24 protein-coding genes are annotated in these 23,316 nt (G+C 67.4%); 17 read left to right on the plus strand and 7 right to left on the minus strand.

What is annotated here, in order from left to right; all coding sequences use genetic code 11:
* Window positions 1-25: 25 nt before the first annotated feature.
* From ACEOAB_RS13780 to ACEOAB_RS13790, 3 genes are all read right to left on the minus strand, one after another.
* On the minus strand, window positions 26-811 hold the full coding sequence (locus tag ACEOAB_RS13780) for an acid phosphatase (RefSeq protein WP_495653781.1): 786 nt from the start codon (window positions 809-811) through the stop codon (window positions 26-28).
* Between the two features lie 297 nt (window positions 812-1,108).
* The gene (gene mhpT / locus ACEOAB_RS13785) at window positions 1,109-2,341 is read right to left on the minus strand and encodes a 3-(3-hydroxy-phenyl)propionate transporter MhpT (protein WP_413748836.1); all 1,233 of its coding nucleotides are present in this window, start codon (window positions 2,339-2,341) and stop codon (window positions 1,109-1,111) included.
* Between the two features lie 277 nt (window positions 2,342-2,618).
* Window positions 2,619-3,533, minus strand: coding sequence for a LysR family transcriptional regulator (locus tag ACEOAB_RS13790; RefSeq protein WP_056596708.1), 915 nt, complete (start codon window positions 3,531-3,533; stop codon window positions 2,619-2,621).
* A 125-nt stretch (window positions 3,534-3,658) separates the two neighbouring features.
* On the opposite strand from ACEOAB_RS13790, the gene ACEOAB_RS13795 reads away from it, so the two are divergent.
* The 5 genes from ACEOAB_RS13795 to ACEOAB_RS13815 all read left to right on the plus strand — a co-directional run bounded on the left by ACEOAB_RS13795 (window position 3,659) and on the right by ACEOAB_RS13815 (window position 7,327).
* Complete coding sequence (locus ACEOAB_RS13795) at window positions 3,659-4,648, plus strand: 2Fe-2S iron-sulfur cluster-binding protein (RefSeq protein ID WP_056596711.1); 990 nt, start codon at window positions 3,659-3,661, stop codon at window positions 4,646-4,648.
* A gap of 33 nt (window positions 4,649-4,681) precedes the next feature.
* Window positions 4,682-5,938 (plus strand): aromatic ring-hydroxylating dioxygenase subunit alpha, encoded by a 1,257-nt coding sequence (locus ACEOAB_RS13800; protein WP_056596714.1) that lies wholly within the window; start codon window positions 4,682-4,684, stop codon window positions 5,936-5,938.
* A complete protein-coding gene (locus ACEOAB_RS13805) occupies window positions 5,935-6,417 on the plus strand; it encodes an aromatic-ring-hydroxylating dioxygenase subunit beta (RefSeq protein ID WP_413748835.1) in 483 nt (160 codons plus the stop codon). The genes ACEOAB_RS13800 and ACEOAB_RS13805 overlap by 4 nt, the downstream gene beginning before the upstream one ends.
* An 8-nt stretch (window positions 6,418-6,425) precedes the next feature.
* A complete protein-coding gene (locus tag ACEOAB_RS13810; protein WP_413748834.1) occupies window positions 6,426-6,746 on the plus strand; it encodes a non-heme iron oxygenase ferredoxin subunit in 321 nt (106 codons plus the stop codon).
* 86 nt (window positions 6,747-6,832) lie between these two features.
* Entirely contained in the window at window positions 6,833-7,327 is a 495-nt protein-coding gene (locus ACEOAB_RS13815) for a RidA family protein (RefSeq protein WP_413748833.1), read from the plus strand.
* Here the strand turns inward: ACEOAB_RS13815 and ACEOAB_RS13820 are convergent.
* A complete protein-coding gene (locus ACEOAB_RS13820; protein WP_495653782.1) occupies window positions 7,324-8,406 on the minus strand; it encodes a DUF72 domain-containing protein in 1,083 nt (360 codons plus the stop codon). The genes ACEOAB_RS13815 and ACEOAB_RS13820 overlap by 4 nt on opposite strands.
* A 62-nt stretch (window positions 8,407-8,468) precedes the next feature.
* Between ACEOAB_RS13820 and ACEOAB_RS13825 the strand changes: the two genes are divergently transcribed.
* The 8 genes from ACEOAB_RS13825 to ACEOAB_RS13860 all read left to right on the plus strand — a co-directional run bounded on the left by ACEOAB_RS13825 (window position 8,469) and on the right by ACEOAB_RS13860 (window position 14,882).
* Window positions 8,469-9,947 carry a sensor histidine kinase gene (locus tag ACEOAB_RS13825; RefSeq protein ID WP_056596725.1) on the plus strand — a complete coding sequence of 493 codons (1,479 nt, stop codon included), beginning with the start codon at window positions 8,469-8,471 and terminating at the stop codon, window positions 9,945-9,947.
* On the plus strand, window positions 9,944-10,582 hold the full coding sequence (locus ACEOAB_RS13830; RefSeq protein WP_413750584.1) for a response regulator transcription factor: 639 nt from the start codon (window positions 9,944-9,946) through the stop codon (window positions 10,580-10,582). Before ACEOAB_RS13825 ends, ACEOAB_RS13830 begins: the two co-directional genes overlap by 4 nt.
* A gap of 118 nt (window positions 10,583-10,700) precedes the next feature.
* On the plus strand, window positions 10,701-11,210 hold the full coding sequence (locus ACEOAB_RS13835) for a GlcG/HbpS family heme-binding protein (RefSeq protein ID WP_413750583.1): 510 nt from the start codon (window positions 10,701-10,703) through the stop codon (window positions 11,208-11,210).
* On the plus strand, window positions 11,210-11,908 hold the full coding sequence (locus ACEOAB_RS13840) for an ankyrin repeat domain-containing protein (RefSeq protein ID WP_056596741.1): 699 nt from the start codon (window positions 11,210-11,212) through the stop codon (window positions 11,906-11,908). The genes ACEOAB_RS13835 and ACEOAB_RS13840 overlap by 1 nt, the downstream gene beginning before the upstream one ends.
* Before the next feature lie 45 nt (window positions 11,909-11,953).
* Complete coding sequence (locus ACEOAB_RS13845) at window positions 11,954-12,598, plus strand: FMN-binding negative transcriptional regulator (protein ID WP_413750582.1); 645 nt, start codon at window positions 11,954-11,956, stop codon at window positions 12,596-12,598.
* A 1-nt stretch (window position 12,599) separates the two neighbouring features.
* A complete protein-coding gene (locus ACEOAB_RS13850) occupies window positions 12,600-12,821 on the plus strand; it encodes a hypothetical protein (protein ID WP_056518417.1) in 222 nt (73 codons plus the stop codon).
* A complete protein-coding gene (gene tadA / locus ACEOAB_RS13855) occupies window positions 12,811-13,917 on the plus strand; it encodes a tRNA adenosine(34) deaminase TadA (RefSeq protein ID WP_413750581.1) in 1,107 nt (368 codons plus the stop codon). The genes ACEOAB_RS13850 and tadA overlap by 11 nt, the downstream gene beginning before the upstream one ends.
* Entirely contained in the window at window positions 13,914-14,882 is a 969-nt protein-coding gene (locus ACEOAB_RS13860; protein ID WP_413750580.1) for an LD-carboxypeptidase, read from the plus strand. Before tadA ends, ACEOAB_RS13860 begins: the two co-directional genes overlap by 4 nt.
* 59 nt (window positions 14,883-14,941) lie before the next feature.
* On the opposite strand, the gene ACEOAB_RS13865 is transcribed toward ACEOAB_RS13860, so the two are convergent.
* The gene (locus ACEOAB_RS13865) at window positions 14,942-15,277 is read right to left on the minus strand and encodes a hypothetical protein (RefSeq protein WP_056596754.1); all 336 of its coding nucleotides are present in this window, start codon (window positions 15,275-15,277) and stop codon (window positions 14,942-14,944) included.
* A 336-nt stretch (window positions 15,278-15,613) separates the two neighbouring features.
* Between ACEOAB_RS13865 and ACEOAB_RS13870 the strand changes: the two genes are divergently transcribed.
* The 4 genes from ACEOAB_RS13870 to ACEOAB_RS13885 all read left to right on the plus strand — a co-directional run bounded on the left by ACEOAB_RS13870 (window position 15,614) and on the right by ACEOAB_RS13885 (window position 20,536).
* Window positions 15,614-16,561, plus strand: coding sequence for an adenylate/guanylate cyclase domain-containing protein (locus tag ACEOAB_RS13870; protein WP_007832214.1), 948 nt, complete (start codon window positions 15,614-15,616; stop codon window positions 16,559-16,561).
* A 239-nt stretch (window positions 16,562-16,800) separates the two neighbouring features.
* A complete protein-coding gene (locus ACEOAB_RS13875) occupies window positions 16,801-18,684 on the plus strand; it encodes a DUF1800 domain-containing protein (protein WP_495653783.1) in 1,884 nt (627 codons plus the stop codon).
* 20 nt (window positions 18,685-18,704) lie between these two features.
* Window positions 18,705-20,165 carry a DUF1501 domain-containing protein gene (locus ACEOAB_RS13880; RefSeq protein WP_413749096.1) on the plus strand — a complete coding sequence of 487 codons (1,461 nt, stop codon included), beginning with the start codon at window positions 18,705-18,707 and terminating at the stop codon, window positions 20,163-20,165.
* Window positions 20,162-20,536, plus strand: coding sequence for a hypothetical protein (locus ACEOAB_RS13885; protein ID WP_413749097.1), 375 nt, complete (start codon window positions 20,162-20,164; stop codon window positions 20,534-20,536). Before ACEOAB_RS13880 ends, ACEOAB_RS13885 begins: the two co-directional genes overlap by 4 nt.
* 22 nt (window positions 20,537-20,558) lie before the next feature.
* Here ACEOAB_RS13885 and ACEOAB_RS13890 read toward each other — a convergent pair whose 3' ends face one another.
* Both ACEOAB_RS13890 and manD read right to left on the minus strand, forming a co-directional pair.
* Window positions 20,559-22,067, minus strand: a complete 1,509-nt coding sequence (locus tag ACEOAB_RS13890) for a mannitol dehydrogenase family protein (protein ID WP_413749098.1) — start codon at window positions 22,065-22,067, stop codon at window positions 20,559-20,561.
* A gap of 14 nt (window positions 22,068-22,081) precedes the next feature.
* On the minus strand, window positions 22,082-23,293 hold the full coding sequence (manD, locus tag ACEOAB_RS13895) for a D-mannonate dehydratase ManD (protein WP_056596768.1): 1,212 nt from the start codon (window positions 23,291-23,293) through the stop codon (window positions 22,082-22,084).
* Window positions 23,294-23,316: the final 23 nt, after the last annotated feature.

A 23,316-nucleotide genomic window follows, 5' to 3' on the forward strand; every position in this document is an offset into this window, starting at 1 on the left:
TTGGCCGGCTACCGCGATCCGGCACTCAGGGAGTCAACGCGCTCGACGTCGCCAGCGAGGCCGCCTCCGCCGCACAGTCACGCGCGGGTTTTGCGCCATGGGTGCGGGCTTTTACGACCTCGTTGCGCGCGGCGTTGAACTGCGCCATGAACGTCGGATTCGTGTGCAGCCGTGGCACGGCTGCAGCGCCAACCAGGCGTCCGGCCTCGATATCGCTCTTCCAGTGCGCACGGCAGATTCCGCGGCTCTGCCCGTAAGCCCGTCCACGTTGCAGCAGCGCATCGCTGCGGTCGGGCGCGAGTTCCGCCAGCACCAGCGCCTGGGCCCAGCCGGCAGCCGCATGGCCTGACGGGTATGAACCGTTCTTGCGCAGAAAATCTTCTTCCTCCGGAGTGCAGCTACTTTCCTTGAATGCGACAAACGGACGCGTCCGGTTGTAGTTGTTCTTTGCTTTGGAAGTCGAGGCGGCCGCATCGGTCAGCACGCGCCGCAGCAACATGTTCAGATGCGGTGTGGCCTGCTCGGAGATCGGAATTCCCAGCGCGCAGGCAAAAACCTGTTCTGCCGGGGGGAACTTGAGATTGGCATCCTCCCTGGCGAGTTCTCCTCGTGCGCTGTTCTGCAGCGCACGCAGCGCATGGAAGGCTGCATTGTCGGCCTCCTGCTCGGCAGAACCGACAGCGGGGGGAGCGGCCAGCAGCGCCAGGCTGTCAGGCAGTTCATCCGCCGCAAGGTAGCCCTTGAGGAAGCCCGAGCCTGGTCGAGATTCACCAACCGCGCTTGGGCTGATGGAGGGGGGCGCGGCAGGCATGGCACTGCCTGGATGAGCCAGATCGGTGCTGGTACAGGCGCTTGCCATTAGAGCGGCGAGGAGCAGGAGAAGGGAAGAGGAAATTCGCATAAGGTCTCCAATATTTCTTGAAACGGTAAATCGAAACGGAATCGGAATGAGCGACGGATACGGAGGTCGTGGGCAGTGACGACGTGATGTTTAAATCGTCGTTCATGTGCGGGACCTCACCGAACAGCTCGACGACCATGCCGAGGTCGTACGACGCGCCGAGGTTCGCGGTCTTGAGTAGGAAGTAGCCGGCCTTATTGGGCCGGATCAATACGCAGTTTGCTTTTTGGGTGCGCGGACCAGGGTCAGCGCGGCAAAAGCGGCGACCACAATGCCGGGGCCGCTGGCGGCCATCACGCCCGCCACGCCCAGGCCTGCCGCCAGTACCTGTCCGGCGATCAGCGGGCCGCCGATGGCACCCAGGCGGCCCACCATGATGGACGCGCCCACGCCGGTGCCACGGATGGAGGTGGGGTAGAGCGCCGGGGCCATGGCGTACAGCACCAGTTGGCCGCCCGTGGCGCAAAACCCGGCACCCAGCCCGGCCAGCAGCATCATCGGCAGACCTTGGGCCCAGCCCAGCCCGGCAAGCGACAGCAGCATGCCCAGGTAGATGCAGACAGCGGTCTTGACGCGGGCGGACGAGTCCATCAGCCGTCCCACCATCAGCGAGCCTGCGGCACCGCCAAAGTTGAACAACAGCGACACCAGATTGCTGTCCTCGCGGCTGAAGCCCTTGCCCTGCATCAGCGAGGGCAGCCAGTTCAGCAGCATGTACAGCACGGTCAGCACGAAAAAGCTGGCCAGCCACAGCAGCATGGTGGACTTCCACATGCCGCCCGTAAACAAGCCGGACACACCTTCGGTGGCCACCGGGCGGTGGGAGGCAGCGGCTTGCTGCTGGCGCAACTGGTAGGCCTGCGACTCGGGCAGCATCAGCATCAACAACACGGCGATCGCGATGGGCACCACGCCGCCCACGTAGAACAGGCCGCGCCAGTCGCCGCCAAAGTTGACCATGCCCAGCACGGCGGCAGCGGCACCGCCCAGAGGCACCCCGGCATAGGTAATGCTGACCGCGATGCTGCGGTGGCGCGGTTGGGCCGCCTCGGACGACATGGCAATCAGGATGGGCAACGCCGCACCCAGGCCCAGTCCGGTCAGGAAGCGGGCGGCCAGCAGGCTGTGAAAGTCCCACACCTGGGTGGTGGCCAGTGAAAACACGCCAAAGATCAGCACCGACACCACCAGCACCTTCTTGCGGCCGATCCGGTCCGACAGCCAGCCGCCCAGCAGCGCGCTGGGCAGCAGCCCCAGCAGGCCGGCGCTGAACATGGCGCCGATCTGCGGTTGCAGCAAATGGAATTCCTTGCCAATGCCGCCTGCCGCGATGCCTGCGGCCTGCAGGTCCAGGCCCTCCAGCAGCGCGACGATGAAGCACAGTATCAGCGTCTTGAATTGTTGCCCCGGCGTGCTGGGGCTTGAATGTGTCTCGATCATTGAGGTTGCTCCCATTTATGTAGCGACTGACACAGGTGAAATGCGCGCCGGGAGTCCGTCGGGCCTTCCAGCCCTTCCAATCCAAAGGCAGGCGCAGCGAAAGAGATACCAGTCATCGTGTGCTCTTCGCTGGCTGGATTGTGGTTATGAAAAATAACCAATACAAGCGGGATTCGGCGCTCGACCGTAGGTGCTTTCCCTCGCTTTGGAAGGTCGGAATATGGTTTCAATAAATAATCAAATTTGCCGGATTCGACACGCGAGAACGAGGCCCGATCTAGTCACCATCGGCAAAGTTGTCGAACAACAGCCCGCGCAGCCACTGGTTGCCCGGATCGCGGTGCACCTTCGCGTGCCAGAACAGGTTGATCGCGATCTGCGGCAGCGCCACCGGATGTGGGCGCCACACCAGTCCGAACGGCTCGGCGATGCTCTGTGCGAGCCGTTCGGGCACGGTCGCGATCATCTCGCTCGATCGCAGGATGTGGCCAATGGCCACGAAGTGCGGCACCTTGAGCCGGATGCGCCGCTGGATGCCCTGTGCCGCCATCACGTCGTCTGCCTTGCCGTGGCCCGTGCCGGCAGCCAGCACCTGCACGTGGTCGGCCGCGCCGAAGTCCTTGAGCGAAACGCTGCGCTTGTACGCGAGCGGATGCGCGTTCGAGAACAGGCACACGTAGCGCTGCAGGAACAGCCGGCGCTGGAACACGCCCGCTTTCAGCTGTGGCAGCAGGCCGATGGCGATGTCGACGTGGCCGGCTTCCAACTCGTCGCGCAGGTTGGTCGCGGTGTTGTTGCGTACCGTGCTGATCGTCACGCCCGGCGCCGCCACCGACAGCGCCTCCATCAGCCTCGGCGTGAAGTAGATCTCGCCGATGTCGGTCATCGCGAGCGTGAATCCGCGCGTGCTCGTGGCGGGGTCGAACACCACCTGCTGGTTGAGTGCGGTGTGCAGCGCGCCCATGGCGTAGGCCACCGGTTCGGCCAGCTGCAGCGCGAAGGGGGTGGGCTCCATGCCGCGCGCGGTGCGCAGGAACAGTTCGTCGCCTAGCAGCTTGCGCAGCCGCGCCAACGCATTGCTGATGGCCGGCTGCGAAAGCCCGAGCGATTCAGCCACGGCCGACACGCGCTTTTCGGCCAGCATGCGGTCGAACACCAGCAGCAGATTGAGGTCGATGTCCTTGAGTTGCATGGCGTACCTTTATTCAGCACAGTGATGCAGATGATTCACCAAATTCTATTGGTCAATCGGCCGGTGCCGAGCATCATCGGTCCCGGAGACAAGCTGGATCCACACCGGCGCAAGAGAAACCCACGATGGACCTTCACATTCACCCCCTTGCCCGCACCCTCGAGGTCCGCCCCGGCGCGAACCTGCTCGAAGTGCTGCGCGAACACCATGTGCCGGTGTCGTACAGCTGCATGTCGGGGCGCTGCGGCACCTGCCGCTGCAAGGTGGTGTCGGGCCAGCTGCTCGACGGCGGCCAGGACGCGATCCGACCGGACGGGCAGGGCGAGCGCTACGTGCTGGCCTGCCAGAGCACGCTGACCGAAAGTTGCGCCATCGAGATTCCGGAGCCCGACGAAGTGGTGGTGCACCCGGCGCGCATCCTGAAGGCGACGGTCACCGGCATCGACGTGCTCACGCACGACATCCGCCGCCTGCGCCTCAAGCCGAACAAGCCGCTGGAGTTTTCCCCGGGTCAGTATGCGCAACTGCAGTTCGCGCCCGACTTGGCGCGGCCGTATTCCATGGCCGGACTGAGCCGCGACGCCGAGCTTGAATTCCACGTGCGCAGGGTGCCCGGCGGGCGCGTCACGGCGCACATCTTCGAGCAGCTGCGCGTTGGCGATTCGGTCCGCGTGAGCGGGCCGCTGGGCACCGCCTACCTGCGTACCAAACACCGCGGGCCCATGCTCTGCGCGGCAGGCGGCACGGGGCTGGCGCCCATCCTCTCGATCGTGCGCGGTGCCATAGCGACCGGGCTGACGCAGCCTATCCACCTCTATCTGGGTGTGCGCTCCGATGCCGACGTCTACGGCCTGGGCGAGCTGCGCGAACTGCAGGCGCAGCATCCAGGGTTGAATGTGCACGTGGTGGTCGTCACCGGCCCCGCGAAAGAAAACCAGCGTGTGGGCCTCATCACCGATGCCATCCGCGCCGACTGGTCCGGTAACCTCGATGGATGGCGCGCCTACCTGTGCGGCTCGCCGCCAATGGTCGAGGCCGTGACTCAGCTGGTGCGTGGCCGGAGCCTCGCGCCCGAGCAGATCCACGCCGATGCCTTCTACCTGCAAGGCGTCTGAAGCAAGAAACCACGAGAAAAGAGGAGACCCGCGATGACCACGCAAACCGTGTTCCCCATCGAGCTGAAATGGGAAAGCGAAAAGAGCAGCCGCATTCCCTTCATGGCCTATACCGACGAGGCGCTGCACAAGAAGGAGCTGCAGCGCTTCTTCTACGAAAAGCACTGGTGCTACGTCGGTCTCGAAGCCGAGATTCCGAACCCCGGCGATTTCAAGCGCACTGCCATCGGCGAGCGGTCGGTCGTCATGTCGCGCGACGAAGAGGGCGTGATCCACGTCTTCGAGAACGTCTGCGCGCACCGCGGCATGCAGTTCTGCCGCGAGCGCCATGGCAACCGCAAGGAGTTCGTCTGCCCCTACCACCAGTGGAACTACACGCTCAAGGGCGACCTGCAGGGCGTGCCGTTCCGCCGCGGCGTGAAGCAGGACGGCAAGGTCAACGGCGGCATGCCACCGGACTTCAAAACCGAGGAGCACGGCCTGACCAAGCTCAAGGTGGCCTCGCGCGGCGGCGTGGTGTTCGCGTCGTTCGACCATGGCATCGAGTCGCTCGAGGACTTTCTCGGACCCGACATCCTGCACTACTTCGACCGCCTGTTCGACGGCCGCAAGCTCACCATCCTCGGCTACAGCCGCCAGCGCATTCCAGGCAACTGGAAGCTCATGCAGGAGAACATCAAGGACCCGTACCACCCGGGCCTGCTGCATACTTGGTTCGTGACCTTCGGGCTCTGGCGCGCCGACAACAAGTCGGAACTGAAGATGGACGCGCACGGCCGCCACGCCGCGATGATCTCCACGCGCGGCACCGGCGGCAAGGCGTCGCAGGTCACGCAGGTGTCGAGCTTCAAGGAGAGCATGCAGCTGAAGGACCCGCGCTTTCTCGACATCGTGCCCGAGCCCTGGTGGGGCGGGCCGACCGCGGTGATGATGACGTTGTTCCCCAGCCTGATCCTTCAGCAGCAGGTCAACAGCGTCTCGACCCGGCACATCCAGCCCGTGGGACACGACGCCTTCGATTTCGTCTGGACGCATTTCGGCTTCGAGGACGACACCGAGGAGATGACACAACGGCGACTGCGCCAGGCCAACCTGTTCGGCCCGGCGGGTTTCGTCTCGGCCGATGACGGCGAAGTAATCGAGTTCTCGCAAGAAGGCTTCGAGCAGAAGCCCTTCCACCGCACGCTGGCCGAGCTCGGCGGGCGCGAGGTGGAGAACACCGACCACATGGTGACGGAGACACTGATTCGCGGCATGTACCGCTACTGGCGCGAGGTGATGGAAGCATGAAGAACCTCGAAGCCAACGCCTACCTGGAGCTGTCGCGCCTCTATGCGGCCTATGCCCATGCGGTCGATTCCGGTCACTGGGACCTGTGGCCCGCGTTCTTCACGGAGCAATGCAGCTACCGCCTTCAGCCGCGCGAAAACCACGAGCGCAATTTGCCGCTGGCCACGCTCTCGTTCGAGAGCCGGGGCATGCTGGAAGACCGGGTCTACGGCATCAAGGAGACGCTGTTCCACGATCCGTACTACCAGCGCCACGTCGTCGGCCTGCCACTGGTGCACAAGGTCGACGAAGACGGCACGATCCACAGCGAGGCCAACTACGCGGTGTTCCGCACCAAGCTCGACGGGCCTTCGACGGTGTTCAACGTCGGCCGCTACATCGACGCCGTGGTGCCCACACCTGAAGGCCTGAAGTTCGCGTCGCGCCTGTGCGTGTTCGACAGCGAAATGATCCCGAACTCCATCATCTACCCCATCTGAAAGCGACCATGAGCACCATGACCTGGGTCGACGCCGCGGCCGTCGACGACATTCCCTCCGACGACGTGGTGGGCATCGAGGTGCAGGGGCGCGACATCGCCCTCTACGGCACCGAGGACGGCATCCACGCCACGGACAACATCTGCACGCACGGCCATGCGCGGCTGTGCGACGGTTTTCTCGAAGGCCACGAAATCGAATGCCCGCTGCACCAGGGGCGCTTCGACGTGCGCACGGGCAAGGCGATGTGCGCGCCGCTCACCGAAGACCTGCGCAGCTACCCGGTGAAGATCGAGGACGGGCGGGTGTTTCTCGCGTTCGAGGGCTGATCTGTTCTGCCGCTGATCTGCAGTCTCTGTATCTGTTGCGCGGTGAGAGGGCTGGCGACAATGAGCCTCCCTTTCACGGAAGCGCCATGACAGCAGAAAAGACCCGGGACCAGATCGCCGACCAGATTGCCGCGGAGCTGGGCCACAGCTTCGATGGCGAAATCATCGCCGGCGGCCACTATGTGCCGCTCGTGCGCGACGGCCGCACGGTCTACCTCAGCGGCCAGGTGCCGCGCGTGGGCACCACGGTGGTGGTCACCGGCCGCGTCGGCGATACGGTGTCGCTCGACAAGGCCCGCGAAGGCGCGCAGATCTGCACGCTGCGCAGCCTGGCGCTGCTGCGCAGGGCCTTCGGTTCGCTCGATGCCATCGAGAAGGTCTTGCGCGTCGGCGCGTTCGTGCAATGCACGGCCGACTTCACGCAGCAGAGCGAAGTGGCCGATGCCGCTTCCGACCTCTTGCACCGTGTGTTCGGCGAGGCCGGCGTGCACGTGCGCACGGCGGTCGGTGTGTATGCACTGCCGAAGAATGCGACGGTCGAAGTCGAGATGACAGTCGCCGCCAAGCAGCGCATCGGCTAGCGCGACGCCAGGCCGACGAGGTCGCGTGCCAGCTGGGCGATGGTCAGCGGCGCGCAGCCTTCTGCGTTGTTGCTCACGGTGACGAAGGCGTTCTGGCCCGCGCGCGTGGTTCCCGCGATCACCTTGGCCAGCGCCGCGCGCGTCTCGGGATCGGGATCGACGATCTTGTCGAAGGGGCCGTAGAGCTTTTCCGCATCCTCGTAGCCGAAGCGGCCGTGGCGCCGGTGCAGGTTCCATCTGCACACCAGCGGACCGGGCCACAGCGCACGCAGCATCGGCAACTGCTCCTCGATGGGGGGCATCTTGGCGTGCAGGCCCATGCAGAAGGTGGCGCGCACGCTGCGCAGCATCTCGGCGAAGGCGGGGTTCAGCAGCTGCGGGTCGCGCACTTCGACGGCGATCACCGCATCGGGCGCGACCGACGCGAGGTCGGGCAGCGAGTCAAGCATCTCGGCGATGCGTGCCAGCAGCGCGGGCTGGTCGGCCAGCAGGTGGCCGGGAATCGGGCTCAGCTGGAACACCAGCACGCCGATGCGATGGCCCAGCCCTTCGAGCGCGGGCAGCACGAACTCCTGCCGCGCGATCTCGCTGCTGAGGAACACGGGGTTGGCCTGCATGCCGCGGCCGCTTTCGTCGCGCACGGTGGCGTCGGTCACGAGGCTCGGCGCCTTCACCACGAAGCGGAAGTCGTCCGGCACCATCGCCGCGTAGCGCGCGTACTGGCTGGCGGTGAGGGCGCGGTAGAAATTGCGGTCCAGGCTCACGGTGCGAAACAGCGGGTGCTTTGCCAGCGCCGAGAGGCCGTGCTTCGACAGCACGGTCTCGGCATATTCGCCATCCCAAACCAGGTTGGCCCAGCCCGGATAACACCACGACGAGGTGCCGAGCCGCAGCTTGGGCGGCAGCGCAGCGGCCAGCTCGACCAGCGCCGGATCGGTGGGGGCGGGCTCGACCGTGCCGGTGCGCGATTTCTTCTTCGCGGGCGGTTCGGCTTCCGCCTTGGCGGGCGCCGGCGCGGCCGCTGACGCCTCTTCAGGGCGCGGAAGATCGGGAAAAAGAGAGTCCTGTACGTCAGCCATGTCTGGGCCCGCATTCTCGGCCAACGCCGGACGGGCTCGCTGCGCCGGGCACAATCCGCGCCATGAAACAGTGGTTGCGCACGCAGGGTGGTTGGTGGCTGGCATGGCTGGCGCTCACCGCCGCGGGCGCGGTGTGGCTCGCGCGCGCCGAACTGGCGCAGGTGCACCAGGACTTCGAGACCGACGTGCGCATCGCGCACCGGCTCATGAGCCAGCAGATGGTGCAGTACGACGCCGTGCTGGCCACGCTCGCGCTGCTGGAGCCCAGCACCGGCGCGGACCATCCGGAGCAGCGCCTGCCTTCGGTGTATTCGTCGATCCTGCGCGTGCAGCGGCGCGACCGCGACGAGCCCTGGGCAGACAGCGCGCAGGCCGGCGCATTGGCCGCGGCCGAGGCGCGTTCGCGCAGCCTGCAGCGCCCCGAACTGGCCGCGCTCGACCTGGCCCATGGCCGCTATGTGCTCGTGATCGGCGCCACGCCGTTCAGCTACGCGCTCGACATCGACCTGGCCGGTTCCGTGCCGTGGCGCGACTGGCCGATGAATCCGCAGCGCAGCCCCGTGAGGGTGAGCCTGCAGCGCGACGGGCAGCAGCTCGTGCTGCAGCCCGGTACGCCGGCCACGAACGGATGGCGCTTCGACCTGACCAAGGCGCTGGCCTCGCCGAGCCAGCCCTTCGACCTCGTGGCCGAGCGGCAGGTGGGGTGGGGCGAGCTGCCGTGGCGCGGCATCGCCGGCTGGGCCGTGGCCGCGGCCGCGCTGCTGGTGGGCCTGTGGGCCGCGCAGCGCCAGCGGGTTGCGCGGCGGCGGGCCGAAGAGCTGCTGCGGCTCGGGCAGGTCGCGCGGCTCAATGCGCTGGGCGAACTGTCTGCCGGGCTGGCGCACGAACTCAACCAGCCCCTCACGGCGGTGCTGGCCAACGCGCAGGCCGCGCGCCGTTTGCTCGACGACGAGCCGCCGGACCTGGCCACGGCGCGCAACGCGATGGGGCAGGCCGTCGAGCAGGCGCGCCGCGCGGCCGGCGTGGTGGGGCGCCTGCGTCGCGTCATCGAGCGTCCCGAGGCCGGCGGCGACGCGAAGCCGCTGGTGCTGCAGGAGGTGGTGCGCAGCGCCATGCACCTGCTGGCGCCGGAGTTCGCGAAGCACACGATCAATGCGCAGTTCGACGCCGCCGCGCAGGCGCCGGTGCGCGTGCAGGCCGAGGCAGTGGCCCTCGAGCAGATCGTGCACAACCTGCTCATGAACGCGCTTCAGGCGCTCGAGCTCGTGCCGGCGGCCGAGCGGCGCCTTGTCGTCTCGGTCGGCCGCAACGGGCAGGAGGGCGTGCTCACCGTGACCGACAACGGACGCGGCATCGCGCCCGAAGCGCTGCCGCGCCTCTTCGAACCTTTCTTCAGCACGCGCGAAGGCGGGCTGGGCCTAGGCCTGAGCCTCAGCGAAACCCTGGCCAGCGGCATGGGCGGCAGTCTGAGCGCGGCCAACGCCTCGCCCCGCGGCGCGCGCTTCACCCTGCTGCTGCCACTGGTCGCACCGAACCCGTGAACACATCGAGCATCCATCCTCCGCAATCCCCGCTGGTCCACCTGATCGACGACGACCAGGCGGTGCGCGACAGCCTGTCGCTGCTGATCGGCACGGTCGGCCTGCGCGTTCAGGCCTGGGCCGACCCGCAGGCCTTCATCGACGGCTTCGACCGCGCGAGCGTCGGCGCCATCGTGCTCGACGTGCGCATGCCCGGCATCAGCGGGCTCACGGTGCTCGACCGTCTGGTGGCGCAGGGCGTCGACCAGCCCGTGATCATGCTGACCGGCCACGGCACGGTCGAGATGTGCCGCCGCGCCTTCAAGGCCGGCGCGGCCGAGTTCCTCGAAAAGCCGGTGGACGACGAGCAATTGCTCGAAGCCCTGCAGCAGGCCGTGCGCCAGCACGTGCGCTCGCGCGAACGCTCGCAGGCCGACAACGCCGCGCGCGAGCGGGCGGCGCAGCTGTCGGAGCGCGAGCGCGAGGTGCTCGCCTTCATCGTGCAGGGGCTGACCAACAAGGAGATCGCGCGCACGCTCGAGCTGTCGCCTCGCACGGTCGAGACGCACCGCGCCAACCTGTTCGCCAAGCTCGGCTGCGATTCGCTCGCGCAATTGATCCGGCGCTATGCCGTGCTGGTGGACAGCGCTCCGTAGAACTACGGAGCACCGCGCGTAGCCGTACGAATGGCCGTTGCGCGCCGGGTTTTCTACAGTGGCGCAGCCGTCGGCAACTGCCGGCGCAACCACCCGCATCCACTGGAGAAAACGAACAATGCATTCCATCCTTCGCCTCGGCGGCCTCGCCGCTCTGCTCGCCGCTTCCGCAGTCCAGGCCCAGACGCCCGCACCCACGGCTTCGGCCGTGCGCACCGAAAAGAACATGTCGCTCGCATTGGCCAACCAGATTGCGGCCGAGGCTGTAGCCGCCTGCGCGGCCAACGGCTACAACGTGGCGGCCACCGTGGTCGACCGCGCCGGCACCGTGCGTGCCGTGCAGCGCGCCGACAACGCCGGCCCGCACACGCTGGCTTCGAGCGAGCGCAAGGCCTGGACCTCGGCCTCGGCCAAGAGCCCCACGCAGGCCATGATGGAAGGCGCGCAGAAGAACGCAGGTGCGGCCAACCTGGTCTACTTGCCGGGCTTCCTGCTGCTGGGCGGCGGCGTGCCGGTCAAGTCGGGCAATGAGGTGATCGGCGCGGTCGGTGTGGGCGGCGCACCCGGCGGCCACCTCGACGACCAGTGCGCCAACGCGGCGCTGGAAAAGGTCAAGGGCCTGCTCTGATGAAGGCGCGCGGCATCTGGCCGGGTGTGCTGGCGATCGCGCTCGGGTTGGGCGTGCCGGTCAGCGTGCTCGCCCAGGTGCCGCCGCTGGCGGCGGAGGTGCTGGCCTACGAAGGACTGCACCAGGCCGCATGGCATGGCGACCTGCAGAAGCTGAAGGCGCTGGCCGCCTCGGGCGCCAACCTCGATGCGCGCGACACGCGCGGCCGCACGCCGCTGCATGTCGCCACGCATGCGCGGCAGCGCGAGGCGATCAAGCTGCTGGCCAAGGCCGGCGCCAACCTCGACCTGCTCGACGACGATCGCTACGACGCCGTCACCATCGCGTCGGTGGCCGACGACACGCCGACGCTTTCCCTGCTGCTGTCGCTCGGCGCCAAGGCTGGGCAGACCACGAGCCGCTACGACGGCACCGCGCTGATCGCGGCCGCGCACCTCGGGCACGACGAGGTAGTGCGGCGGCTGATCGCGGCCGGTGCGCCGCTCGACCACGTCAACAACCTGCACTGGACGGCCGTGATCGAATCCATCGTGCTCGGCGACGGCGGCCCCCGCCACCAGCGCACGCTGGCCGCGCTGATCGATGCCGGCGCCAGCCTCAAGCTGACCGACCGCCAGGGCAACACGCCGCTGCAGCTGGCCAAGGCGCGCGGCTACACCGCGATGGTGAAACTGCTGGAGGCGCCGCGTACAAGATAGGGGCAGCTCGGGGACAATCGGGCCTCGCCACGAGGAAAAACGCCCATGTACATGCCCCCGCAGTTCAATGCCAAGGATCCGTCCATCGCGCTGGAGCTGATGCGCTCGCACCCGTTCGCGAGCCTGATCTCGAACGACGACGACGGGCTGCCGTACGTCACGCACCTGCCGCTGGTGGCCGAGCCGCGCGGTGGCGACGAACTGGTGCTGCTGGGGCATTGCGCCAAGCCCAATCCGCACTGGCGCTACCTGCGGGCGCGACCCCAGGCGGTCGTTACCTTCCTCGGCCCGCATTCGTACCTGTCACCTTCGGTGTACCCCGACCTGGCCCGCGTGCCGACCTGGAACTACCTGGCCGTGCACTGCACCGTCGAGGCCCGGCTGATCGAGGAGCCCGCGGACAAGGACGCGCTGCTCAAGAAACTCATCGGCGACCACGAGCCTGCCTATGCGCAGCAGTGGCGCGACCTGGGCGAGGAGTTCCAGCTCAAGATGCTGGCCGGCATCACAGGCTTCGAGTTGCGCGTGACGGCGCTGCAATGCAAGGTCAAGCTCAACCAGCACCGCCGCGAGTCGCATGCCGCGATGCATGCGGTCTACAGCGCGGGCACGCCGGACGAGCAGGCGCTTGCCGTGTGGATGGGCCGGCTCGGCATGACGGCCGATGCGCCCGTGGCGGAGGAACGCTGAGATGCGCGGATTCGGGCTCATCGGCCTCGTGCTGGCACTCGTGATCGCCGGGCTGGTTGCGAAGAAGCAGATGACGAGCATGGCTTCTTCTTCGCGACCGGCCGTGCCCGGCGTTGCCGCACCGGCAGGCGAAGCGCCTGTGAATGCGCAACAGGTGCAGCAGCAGGTCAAGGAAGCGCTCGACGCGGCGGCCAAGGCGCGCCAGATGCCGGATGACAACTGAGGCCATTCCCGCGCCGATGCCGGGCGACGCGCACTGGATGGCGCTCGCGCTCGCCGAGGCGCAGCTTGCCGCCGAGGCAGGCGAGGTGCCCGTCGGCGCTGTGCTGGTCAAGGACGGCCAGCTGATCGCGACGGGCCGAAACGCGCCCGTCGCGCAGCACGATCCGAGCGCGCATGCCGAGATCAACGCGCTGCGCGCCGGCGCCGCCGCGCTCGGCAACTACCGGCTCGATGGCTGCGAGCTGTTCGTCACGCTGGAACCGTGCGCGATGTGTTCGGGGGCGATGCTGCATTCGCGCCTGGCGCGCGTCGTGTTCGGCGCGACCGACCCAAAGACCGGTGCAGCCGGCTCGGTGCTCGATCTCTTCGCCGAACCTCGGCTGAACCATCGCACGCTGGTGCAGGGCGGGGTGCTGGCGCAGGAGTGCGCCGCCGTGCTGCAGGCCTTCTTCCAGCAGCGCCGCAGCGCCGCGCGCGCGCAAGCCGAACCCTTGCGCGACGACGCGCTGCGCACGCCGCAGGAGCGCTTCGACGCGCTGACCGACTACGCCTTCGCGCCGCACCACGTGCAGGACCTGCCGAGCCAGCAGGGCTGGCGCATGCACTACGTCGATGAAGGCGGTGAGGGCGACGTCTGCTGCCTGTGCCTGCACGGCCCGGGCGAATGGGGCTACTTCTTCCGGCACCTCGTGGGCCTGCCCGGGCTGCGCACGCTCGTGCCCGACCTGATCGGTTTCGGCAAGAGTGACAAGCCCAAGCGCGAAGCGCCGCATCGCCTCGAATGGCACCGCGACGTGCTGCTCGAATGGCTGGATCGCGTGCAGCCCGGCGCGATGGTGCTCGCGCACAGCGCGGCCGCGACCGACCTGGCAGCGCTGCTGCAGGCCGCAGCGCCCGGCCGTTTCGCGGCGATGCTGCTCGTGCCCGACGGCGGCGAGCAAATCGAGGGCGCTTGGCGCGCACCTTTCCCCGATCGGGGCTACGAAGCAGCGCTGCGCGCGCTCGGCCCCATCGCCACGTCCTCGGGACCTGCGCCGGCGCAAGCCCGAACGTTCGTGCGGCAGGTGCGAAACGCAATGGGATACTCGAACACGTGAGCAAACACATCTATATCTATTCCCCCGCCAGCGCGGTCCGCGACAAAGCCGCCTTCCGGCGTGGCGTGAAGCGGCTCCAGGCACTGGGCCATGAAGTCGAAATCGACGAGGCGGCACTCTCGGCTTACCAACGCTTCGCGGGCGACGACGTCACGCGGCTCGCCGCGATTTCGCGCGCCGCAGCAAGCGGTGCCGACGTGGCGCTCATCGCGCGCGGCGGCTACGGCCTCACGCGCATCCTCGACGCCATTCCGTACAAGGCCGTGGCCAAGGCGATCGGCAAGGGCACCGAGTTCGTCGGCTGCAGCGACTTCACCGCGCTGCAGAGCGCGCTGCTGGTCAAGACCGGCGCCGTGAGCTGGTCGGGCCCTGCGCTCGGCGAAGACTTCGGCGCCGAGGCCGGCCCCGACGACATCATGGAAGCCTGCTTCGACGACCTCGTGAGCGGGCAGGGCGAAGGCACCGGTTGGCGCATGCCGGTGCGCGACGCCGACCTGAAGTTCAAGCCGGTGCAGGATGCGGTGCTGTGGGGTGGCAACCTCTGCGTGCTGGCCAGCCTGCTCGGCACGCCGTACTTTCCCGCGGTCGACAAGGGCGTGCTCTTCATCGAGGACACCAACGAGCATCCGTACCGCATCGAACGCATGCTCGACCAGTTGAAGATGGCCGGCGTGCTGGCGCGCCAGCGTGCCATCGTGTTCGGACAGTTCACGGGCATCCGCAAGGTGCCGGGCTACGACCGCGGCTTTGGCCTGGACACGGTGATCGACCGGCTGCGCGCTTCGCTCAAGGTGCCCGTGCTGGCGGGCCTGCCGTTCGGCCACGTGCCCACGAAGGTGCTGCTGCCGGTGGGCGCGAAGGTGTCGATGGCGGCGGAAGGGCGCGACGTCTTCCTCGTCTGGGGCCACTTGCACGCGTCGGCGCACGGGCACCACCACGAACATGATCATCATCACGCCCATTGACCACGGGCAGGGAGAAGAAAGCGAAAAAAGAAAAACGGCCCCGAAGGGCCGCCGCAGCTTCAGCTGTTGTTGCTGGTAAAGCGCTGGTGCGCGCGAGGCCCCATCGAGCCCGGCAATCCGCCCTTGAACATGCTGTTGATGGCTTTCATCTGACGGCGGGCGGCGGTTTCGCCGTCGATGGCGCTCAGCGCCATCATCACGTCCTGGCGCAGGTACCAGAGCGCCTCGACGTCGGCCGCGAAGCGCACGCGTTGGCTGACGCGCTGCACCGAGTGGCCGCCATGGGCCTGGAGCACCGACAGCATCGCGGTGCGAATGCGCCCCAGCTGGCTCTCCGTCGCCTGGCGGGATCCGGAGCCGGGTACGTTCAGCAGGCGAAGGAGGCGGAGAAGCATGGGCGGGATGCGTGTGGGAAGCCAGGACGGCCGCTACCTTAAGCCTCAGTCAACAGTTCCACAAGATCTGAAACGATGTTTCTTGTTTGCAAACAACACCCTTGGCTTAGTATTTTTTCCGTCGTTGTGTTTTGTTTTCAAAAGCACTACAAGCGGCCAAAAGACCCCTGGTATGTCTGCTCCGTGCCCAACGGGGTATACCCGGCGGTCAACACGAAGAGAGCGCACGCCGCTTCTTTTTGTGCGCGATGGATAGCCAGGAGAGCTGTTTGCGGAGGAAGGTAGAGAGCCTGAACGTTCACAACCTGCGATAGAAAAATCGAGAATCACAACAATATGGGTGTCAATTCCACAGTCGTATTCGCGGACTTGACGGGGAGTACGAGAGTCTTCGAGGCCATGGGGAATGCGCGGGCCACGGAAACGGTGACGCGGCTGACGCAATGGATCGGCGGCGTGTGCCAGGCGCATGGCGGCCGGGTGGTGAAGTCGCTCGGAGACGGCGTGTTCGCCATCTTCTCCAGCGGTGCTGCCGCCACGCACGCCGTCGTCGAACTGCAGCGCTATCACCAGAAGCGGCTGCTCGCGTGGCCTGTGCCGTTGCGCATGGCGCTGCAGATCGGCGTGGCCAGCGGCGAGGTGGTCGAGGTCGAGGGCGACTGCTACGGCGACGCCGTCAACCTGGCCTCGCGCCTGAGCGACCTGGCCGGTCCCGGCCAGATCTGGGTGACCGATGCGGTCATCTCGCAATTGCGCGAAGGTACGGTGCAGCACCGCGACCTGGGCCTCATCAACATCCGCGGCCGCAGCGAGATGTCGGTGGTGCACCGGATCGACTGGCAGGAGGAGGTGACGAGCTTCCTCACCGTGCCTGCGGCGCTCGCTCCGCTGCGGATGCCGGACTCCACCTTCGGCCAGATCGAACTGGCCTGGCTCGACGTTCGTTCGATGTTCCGTACCGAAGAACTCCCGATCCACCTCGGACGCGTCAACGACGCCCAGTTCGTGGTCAACGATCCCCGCGTCTCGCGGCTGCATGCGCGCATCGAGTTGCGACAGGGCAGCTGCGTGCTGATCGACGTCAGCACCTACGGCACCTGGGTGCGCTTCCACGGCAACGGCGGACCGAGCACCGAGATCGCCCTGCGGCGCGAGGAATGCGTGCTGCACGGGCGCGGCGAGATCGGGCTGGGCGCGCCGCTCAGCGATGTCAGCGCGCCGACCATCGCCTTCAACACGAACAGCGGCGATGTGATGCTGTCGCGCCGGGAGATCGCGCGTTGACGCTGCACGCGTGACATTGCCAGCCGTCTACAGCCCTCGGCCCGGCCGCATCTACTACGGCCCTGCCAGTCGTGCTGGCATGCCAATTTTGTTTCAGGAAGTGACTAAAAAGTCACATTGATACACATTAATGTGGCGGCGGCGCTGGCTTCTGGATGTCCGCCAGCCTGTTTCCCGCAGGGCATGCCGCTTGCCTTGGATCGCTCGGTCGGCGCCGATACGCCGGAGGAGCGAGGATCATGGTGGAACAGTTCGAGGCCGGCTGCGCAAGCCCGGTCGACGAAGCAATGTGCATCGCCGCGGCGCCGGCACATGCGGCGGCAGCGGCAATCGATGAAACAAGGTCGGACGTCCCGCGGCCCCTGAAGGCTGCAGCCGCGTTCTCCATGGCCGCCGCGTTGGCCGCATGCGGTGGGGGCGGAGGCGGTGGGGGCGGAGGCAGCGCTGGGGGGCCCGGCTTTCCCATTGGCGGCGGTCTCGGCGCCGGTCCGGGCGCCAGTCCGGGCGCTGACCCGGGCGCCGTTCCGGGCGCGGCACCCGACACCGGCCCCTATCACTATCCCCAGGCCCGGAGCGACGCGGAGGCCGCGCGCTTCCTGCTGCAAGCCCAGTTCTCCGCCTCCGACAGCGAGATCGCCGCCGTGCGCGCCAAGGGCTACATGACGTGGCTCAGCGAGCAGTTCGGTGCGGCCAGCGATCCTGACGCCTGGGACTGGGTCAACGGCAAGACTTACGGCGCCGTCGACACCGACGCCATGATCTGGCGCCAGCTCATGACCGCAGCCGACCCGGTGCGCAAGCGCATGGCGCTCGCGCTCAGCGAGATCTTCGTGGTCTCCGGCACCGATATCGGCTCGAGCTGGCCCACCGCCATGATGGCCCAGTACTGGGACATGCTCGTGAGCGGCGTCACCGGCAACTTCCGCCAGCTGCTGGAAGACGTGACGCTCAACCCCGCGATGGGCTTCTACCTCAATACCCGCGGCAACCGGAAGGAAAATGCCTCGGGCCGGCAGCCCGACGAGAACTACGCCCGCGAAGTCATGCAGCTCATGACCATCGGCCTGTACCAGCTCGAAGGCGACGGCACGCCGAAGACCGGCCCCGACGGCCTGCCCATCGAAACCTACGTGCAGAGTGACGTGTCGAACCTCGCACGCGTCTTCACCGGCTACGACCTCGACATCCGCTCTGCAGAGCGCAACGCCTTCCGCCCGCCCGACGCGAGCTACACCATCGAGACCAATGCCTGGACCACGCGGCCGATGGCCTATACGGCGGGTAACCATTCGATGCTCGAAGCGCGCTTCCTCGGTGCCACGGTGCCCGCCGGCACGCCAGGCCCGGCGGCATTGAAGATCGCGCTCGACACGCTCTTCAATCATCCGAACGTCGGCCCCTTCATTGGCCGGCAGCTGATCCAGCGGCTGGTCACGAGCAACCCAAGCGCGGCCTACGTCAGGCGCGTGGCCGACACCTTCGCCAACAACGGGGCGGGCGTGCGCGGAGACATGAAGAGCGTGTTCGCGGCCGTGCTGCTCGACGACGAGGCGCGCGGCCCCGCCGGCCTTTCCGACCCGAACTTCGGCCGCTTGCGCGAACCGATGCTGCGGCTCGTGCAATGGGGCCGCAGCTTCGGCATCGGTTCGGCCGATGACACCTGGGAGATCGGCAACACCTCCGACCCGAGCCAGAGCCTCGGCCAGAGTCCGCTGCGCTCGCCCTCTGTGTTCAATTACTTCCGCCCCGGCTATGTGCCGCCCTCGACCGCCATCGCCAGCAACAAGCTGGTGGCGCCCGAATTCCAGCTGGTCAACGAGACCAGCGTAGGCGGCTATCTCAACTTCATGCAGAACGTGCTTCAGGGCGGCTTCAACGGCAAGGACGTGGTGGCGAACTACGCGGTCGAAAAGGCGCTGGCGCTCGACCCCGCCGCACTGGTGCTGCGGCTCGACCTGCTGCTCACCGGCAACCAGCTTTCGGCCGCCACCGTGGCGTTGATCACCGACGCGCTGGGCAAGCCGCCACTGGCGAACCCCGCCACCGATGCCCGCAGGCTCGACCTCGTCTGTGCCGGCGTGCTGCTGGTGATGGGCTCGCCCGAATATCTCGTCCAGAAATAAGAAGCCGGAGCCGACCGACCATGCACCTGATCCATCCTGCCCTGCACACGCGCCGCGCCTTCCTGCGCCGCACGGGCCAGCTCGCGATCGCCGGCACCGCGCTGCCGTTCGCGCTCAACCTCGCCGCCATGGGCGAAGCCGCCGCGCAGGCTGCGCCCGGCGACGACTACAAGGCGCTGGTCTGCGTCTTTTTATTCGGCGGCAACGACTACGCCAACACCCTCGTCAACTACGACGCCGACAGCTACGCGAAGTACAGCGCTATCCGCGGCGCCATCGCGCTGCCATCCGATGCGGCGCTTGCGGCCACCGAACTCAAGCCCGCCGTCTCGCTCGCCAACGGACGCAAGTACGCGCTGAACCCGGCGATGACCAAGCTCGCCACGCTGTTCGACGAAGGCAAGATGGCCGTTCAGCTCAACGTCGGTCCGCTCGTCAAGCCGCTCACACGCGCGCAGTTCGAAAGCCCGAACCGCAAGGCCTTCCCGATCCCGCCCAAGCTGTTCTCGCACAACGACCAGCAATCGGTCTGGCAGTCGTCCTCGCCGGAAGGCTCCACCATCGGATGGGGCGGCAACCTCGGCGACCTGATGCTGGGCGGCCAGCGCAACGCGTCGCTCTTCACCTGCATCTCGGTGGCTGGCAACACGGTATTCCTGTCGGGCGACGAGGCGCTGCAGTACCAGGTCGGCACGCGCGGCGCGGTGCGCATCAACAGCGTGAGCGCCACCACCGGCAGCGTCTATGGCTCCTCGGCCGTCAAGGCGGCCATGCAGCAACTCGCGCAGCAGGCGCGCAGCCACACGCTGGAGAACGAATACAACAAGGTCACCACGCGCGCGGTAGAGGCCGAAGGCAAGGTATTCGCGGCCATCCAGCCCGACGACCTGAGCGGCAACTTCCCCAGCGGCAACAACCTGGCCGACCAGCTCAAGATGGTGGCGCGCCTGATCCGCGGACGTACCGCACTGGGCGTGCGGCGGCAGGTGTTCTTCGTCTCGATGGGTGGCTGCGACCTGCACGACGACCTCGACACGAAGCAGGGTGGTCTGATGCAGCGGCTGTCCGACGCAATGGCCGCATTCCAGCGGCAGATGGAAGCGCTCCACCTTGCCGACAAGGTGACGGCCTTCACCGCCTCCGATTTCGGCCGCACGCTGTCGAGCAACGGCAATGGTTCCGACCACGGCTGGGGCAGCCATCACTTCGTGGTCGGCGGCGCGGTGAAGGGAACGGCGCTGTACGGCACACCGCCGCCAGTGAGCGTGGGCAACACCACCAACGACGACGACCAGTGGCACGTCGGCCAGGGCCGGCTGCTGCCGACCACCTCGGTCGACCAGTACGCGGCCACGCTGGCCAAATGGTTCGGCGTGCCCGACGCGGAGCTCGACGGCATCCTGCCCAACCTGAAGAACTTCAACAACGTGACTGCGCCGAGTGGCATCAGCTATCCGCGCGATATGGGATTCATGGCATGAACGAAATGAGCAGCATGGGCGCCATCGGTGGCCTCAACGGCATGGAAGGTGGAGCCAGCGTGAATTTCAGCGCGGAACACCCCGCGAATGAGTCCACCCCGGTGCGCAGCAAGGGGGTGACGCACGTGCGTCCCTTCACCCGCGTCGAGGCCGCCATCGCGGCAGTGGAGTCGCTGGACCGCGAACTGAAGAAATTCGAACTCGCGGTGGCCGACAGCCTGCAGGACTACCTTGGCGTGCAGATGGCGCAAATCACCGACTGCGCGCTGGCACGCGGCTGGGAGCCGGTCAGCTTCATGCAGAAGGACGGATTCCGCGTTTACCGCTATGAGGCCATGCCCGCCTACAAGGGGCGCCGCAAGAAGCGTTGAGGCGCCGCCGCAGAGCCGGACGTCAGCCGCTGGCCGTCGAGTCGAAGACGGTCAGCGTGCCAAGCACGCCGCGCGTCTCGAGCGCGCCCAGCTGGCGCGCTACTGCCGCGACGAAGCGCGGTTTACCGCCGAGCTCGCCGAAGACTGGCGAGAATCCCGCGAAGAAGGCAACGCGCTCCTGCACCGATGGTGCCGCGTTGGCTTGCACGAGCCGCTGGGCCAGTGCTTCGGCGAGAGGGTCTTGTATCTCGTGCGTGGCACCGGTCTCGTCCACGCCGCGCAGGTAGTGAATCCATGCGGCGATGGCGAGCGCGAGCCGGTCGATGGGCTGTCTGGCAGCGAGCCGGTCGCGCACGGTGCCGAGCAGGCGCTGCGGCAGCTTCTGCGAGCCGTCCATCGCGATCTGCTTGGTCTGGTGCTGCAGTGCGGGATTCGAGAAGCGCTGCAGCAGCCGCGCGCGATAGCTGTCCAGGTCGAGGCCCTGCATGGCCGGCAGCGTGGGGGCGATCTCTTCGCGCATCAACGCATCGATGAAGTTGCGCAAGGCCGGCTCCGCCATCGCGCGGTCCACCGTGCGAAAGCCCGCCATCGCACCCAGGTAGGCGAGCGCCGAATGGCTGCCGTTGACCATGCGCAGCTTCAGCCGCTCGAAGGGTTCCGCATGTTGGACGAAGCGCGCGCCTCCCGCGGCCCAGTCGGGGCGCCCATTGGCGAAGCGGTCTTCCACCACCCATTCGAGAAAGGGCTCGCCGATCACCGGCCATGCATCTTCGGCACCGAGGCGCGCGGAGATGCGTGCGCGATCGGCGTCGGTGATGCGCGGCACGATGCGATCGACCATCGAATTGGGGAAGGTGCAGTGCGCGTCGATCCAGCTGTGCAATGCCTCGTCGACCTGCTGCGCAAAGGCCAGCACGATGCCGCGCAGCGTGTCGCCGTTCGCGGGCAGGTTGTCGCAGGACAGCAGCGTGACGGGCTGCAGCCCGCGCTGGCGGCGCAGGTTCAGCGCGTACGCGACGAAGCCGGGCATCGTGCGCGGCGCTTGCGGGTGTGCGAGGTCGCGTGCGATGTCCGCATCGTCCAGCCGCAGCGCGCCGGTGGCCGGGTCGTGGTGGTAACCCTTCTCGGTGATCGTCAGGGTGACGATGCGCGTGTCCGGATGGGCGAGGCGTTCGAGCACGGCCTGCGGGTCTTCCGGCGCCACGAGCACGTCGAGCAGGTTGCCCACCACCTGCAGCGCCTCGCGCGGGCTGCCGTCGTCGGCCGCATCGCGCAGTGCCAGCGTGTAGAGGCCGCCTTGCGGCTGCAGCGCATCGCGCGTGTCGGCCGCACGCAGCGACACGCCCACCGTGCCCCAGCGCAGGTCACCGCTGGCATGCAGCGCAGCCTCGTTGACGACCGCGAGGTGCGCGCGATGGAAGGCGCCCACGCCGAGGTGGACGATGCCCGCCCGCAGTGCGTCGCGGTCATAGCGCGGCTTCGCGACGTCGATGGGCAGCGAGGGCAGGGTGTCGGGATTCAGGTGTGGCACGGCGCTTTCCCCGCTCACCAGTTCCACAGCGTGCCGTCGTGCTGCAGCCGGTTCACCGGGAGGTAGGCGCGCTGGTACGGGTACTTGGCGGCGAGCTTCTCGTCGATGTCCACGCCGTGGCCCGGCGCCTCGCCCGGATGCAGCATGCCGTTGGCGAAGCTGTAGGCATGCGGGAACACCGCGTCGGTCTCGTCGGTGTGGCGCATGTATTCCTGGATGCCGAAGTTCGGCACCCACATGTCGAAGTGCAGCGCCGCGCCCATGCAGGCCGGCGACAGGTCGGTCGCGCCGTGGCAGCCCGTGCGCACCTGGTAGAGCGAAGCCAGGTCGGCGATGCGGCGCAGCTGGGTGATGCCGCCCGCGTGGACCACCGTGGTGCGGATGAAGTCGATCAGCTGGTTCTCGATCAGGTCCTTGCAGTCCCAGATGCTGTTGAAGATCTCACCCACGGCCAGCGGCGTGGTCGTGTGCTGGCGGATGAGCCTGAAGGCCTCCTGGTTCTCGGCCGGCGTGGCGTCTTCCATCCAGAACAGGTTGAAGGGCTCCAGCGACTTGCCCAGCCGCCCGGCCTCGATGGGCGTCAGGCGGTGGTGCACGTCGTGCAGCAGGTGGATGTCGGGGCCGACGGCGCTACGCACCGCGTCGAAGAGCTTCGGCGTGTGCTCCAGGTACTTGGCGGTCGACCAGTCGTGCTCGCTGGGCAGGTCGGCGTCGGCCGGCTCGTAGAACATGGTGCCGCGGCCCACGCCATACACCTTTTCCAGGCCCGGCACGCCGCTCTGCGCGCGGATGGCCAGGTAGCCTTCGTCCTTGTAGCGAAGCACCTCGTCCACCGTCTGCTCGATGTCGCGGCCGTTGGCGTGGCCGTACACCATCACGCCGGTGCGGCTCTTGCCGCCGAGCAGCTGGTACAGCGGCATGTTCGCGGCCTTGGCCTTGATGTCCCACAGCGCGGTGTCGACCGCGGCAATGGCGGTCATGGTGACCGGGCCGCGGCGCCAGTAGGCGCCCTTGTAGAGGTACTGCCAGATGTCCTCGATCTGGTGCGCGTCGCGCCCGATCAGGCAGGGGATGACGTGCTCGGTGAGGTACGCCGCAACGGCCAGCTCGCGCCCGTTGAGCGTGGCATCGCCGATGCCGGTGAGGCCCTCGTCGGTTTCGATCTTGAGGGTGACGAAGTTGCGCCCGGGGCTGCAGACGATGACACGTGCGTTGGTGATTTTCATGATGCGTGGCTTCAGGAGGTGTG

It is taken from the genome of Variovorax sp. Varisp53, assembly GCF_059491555.1.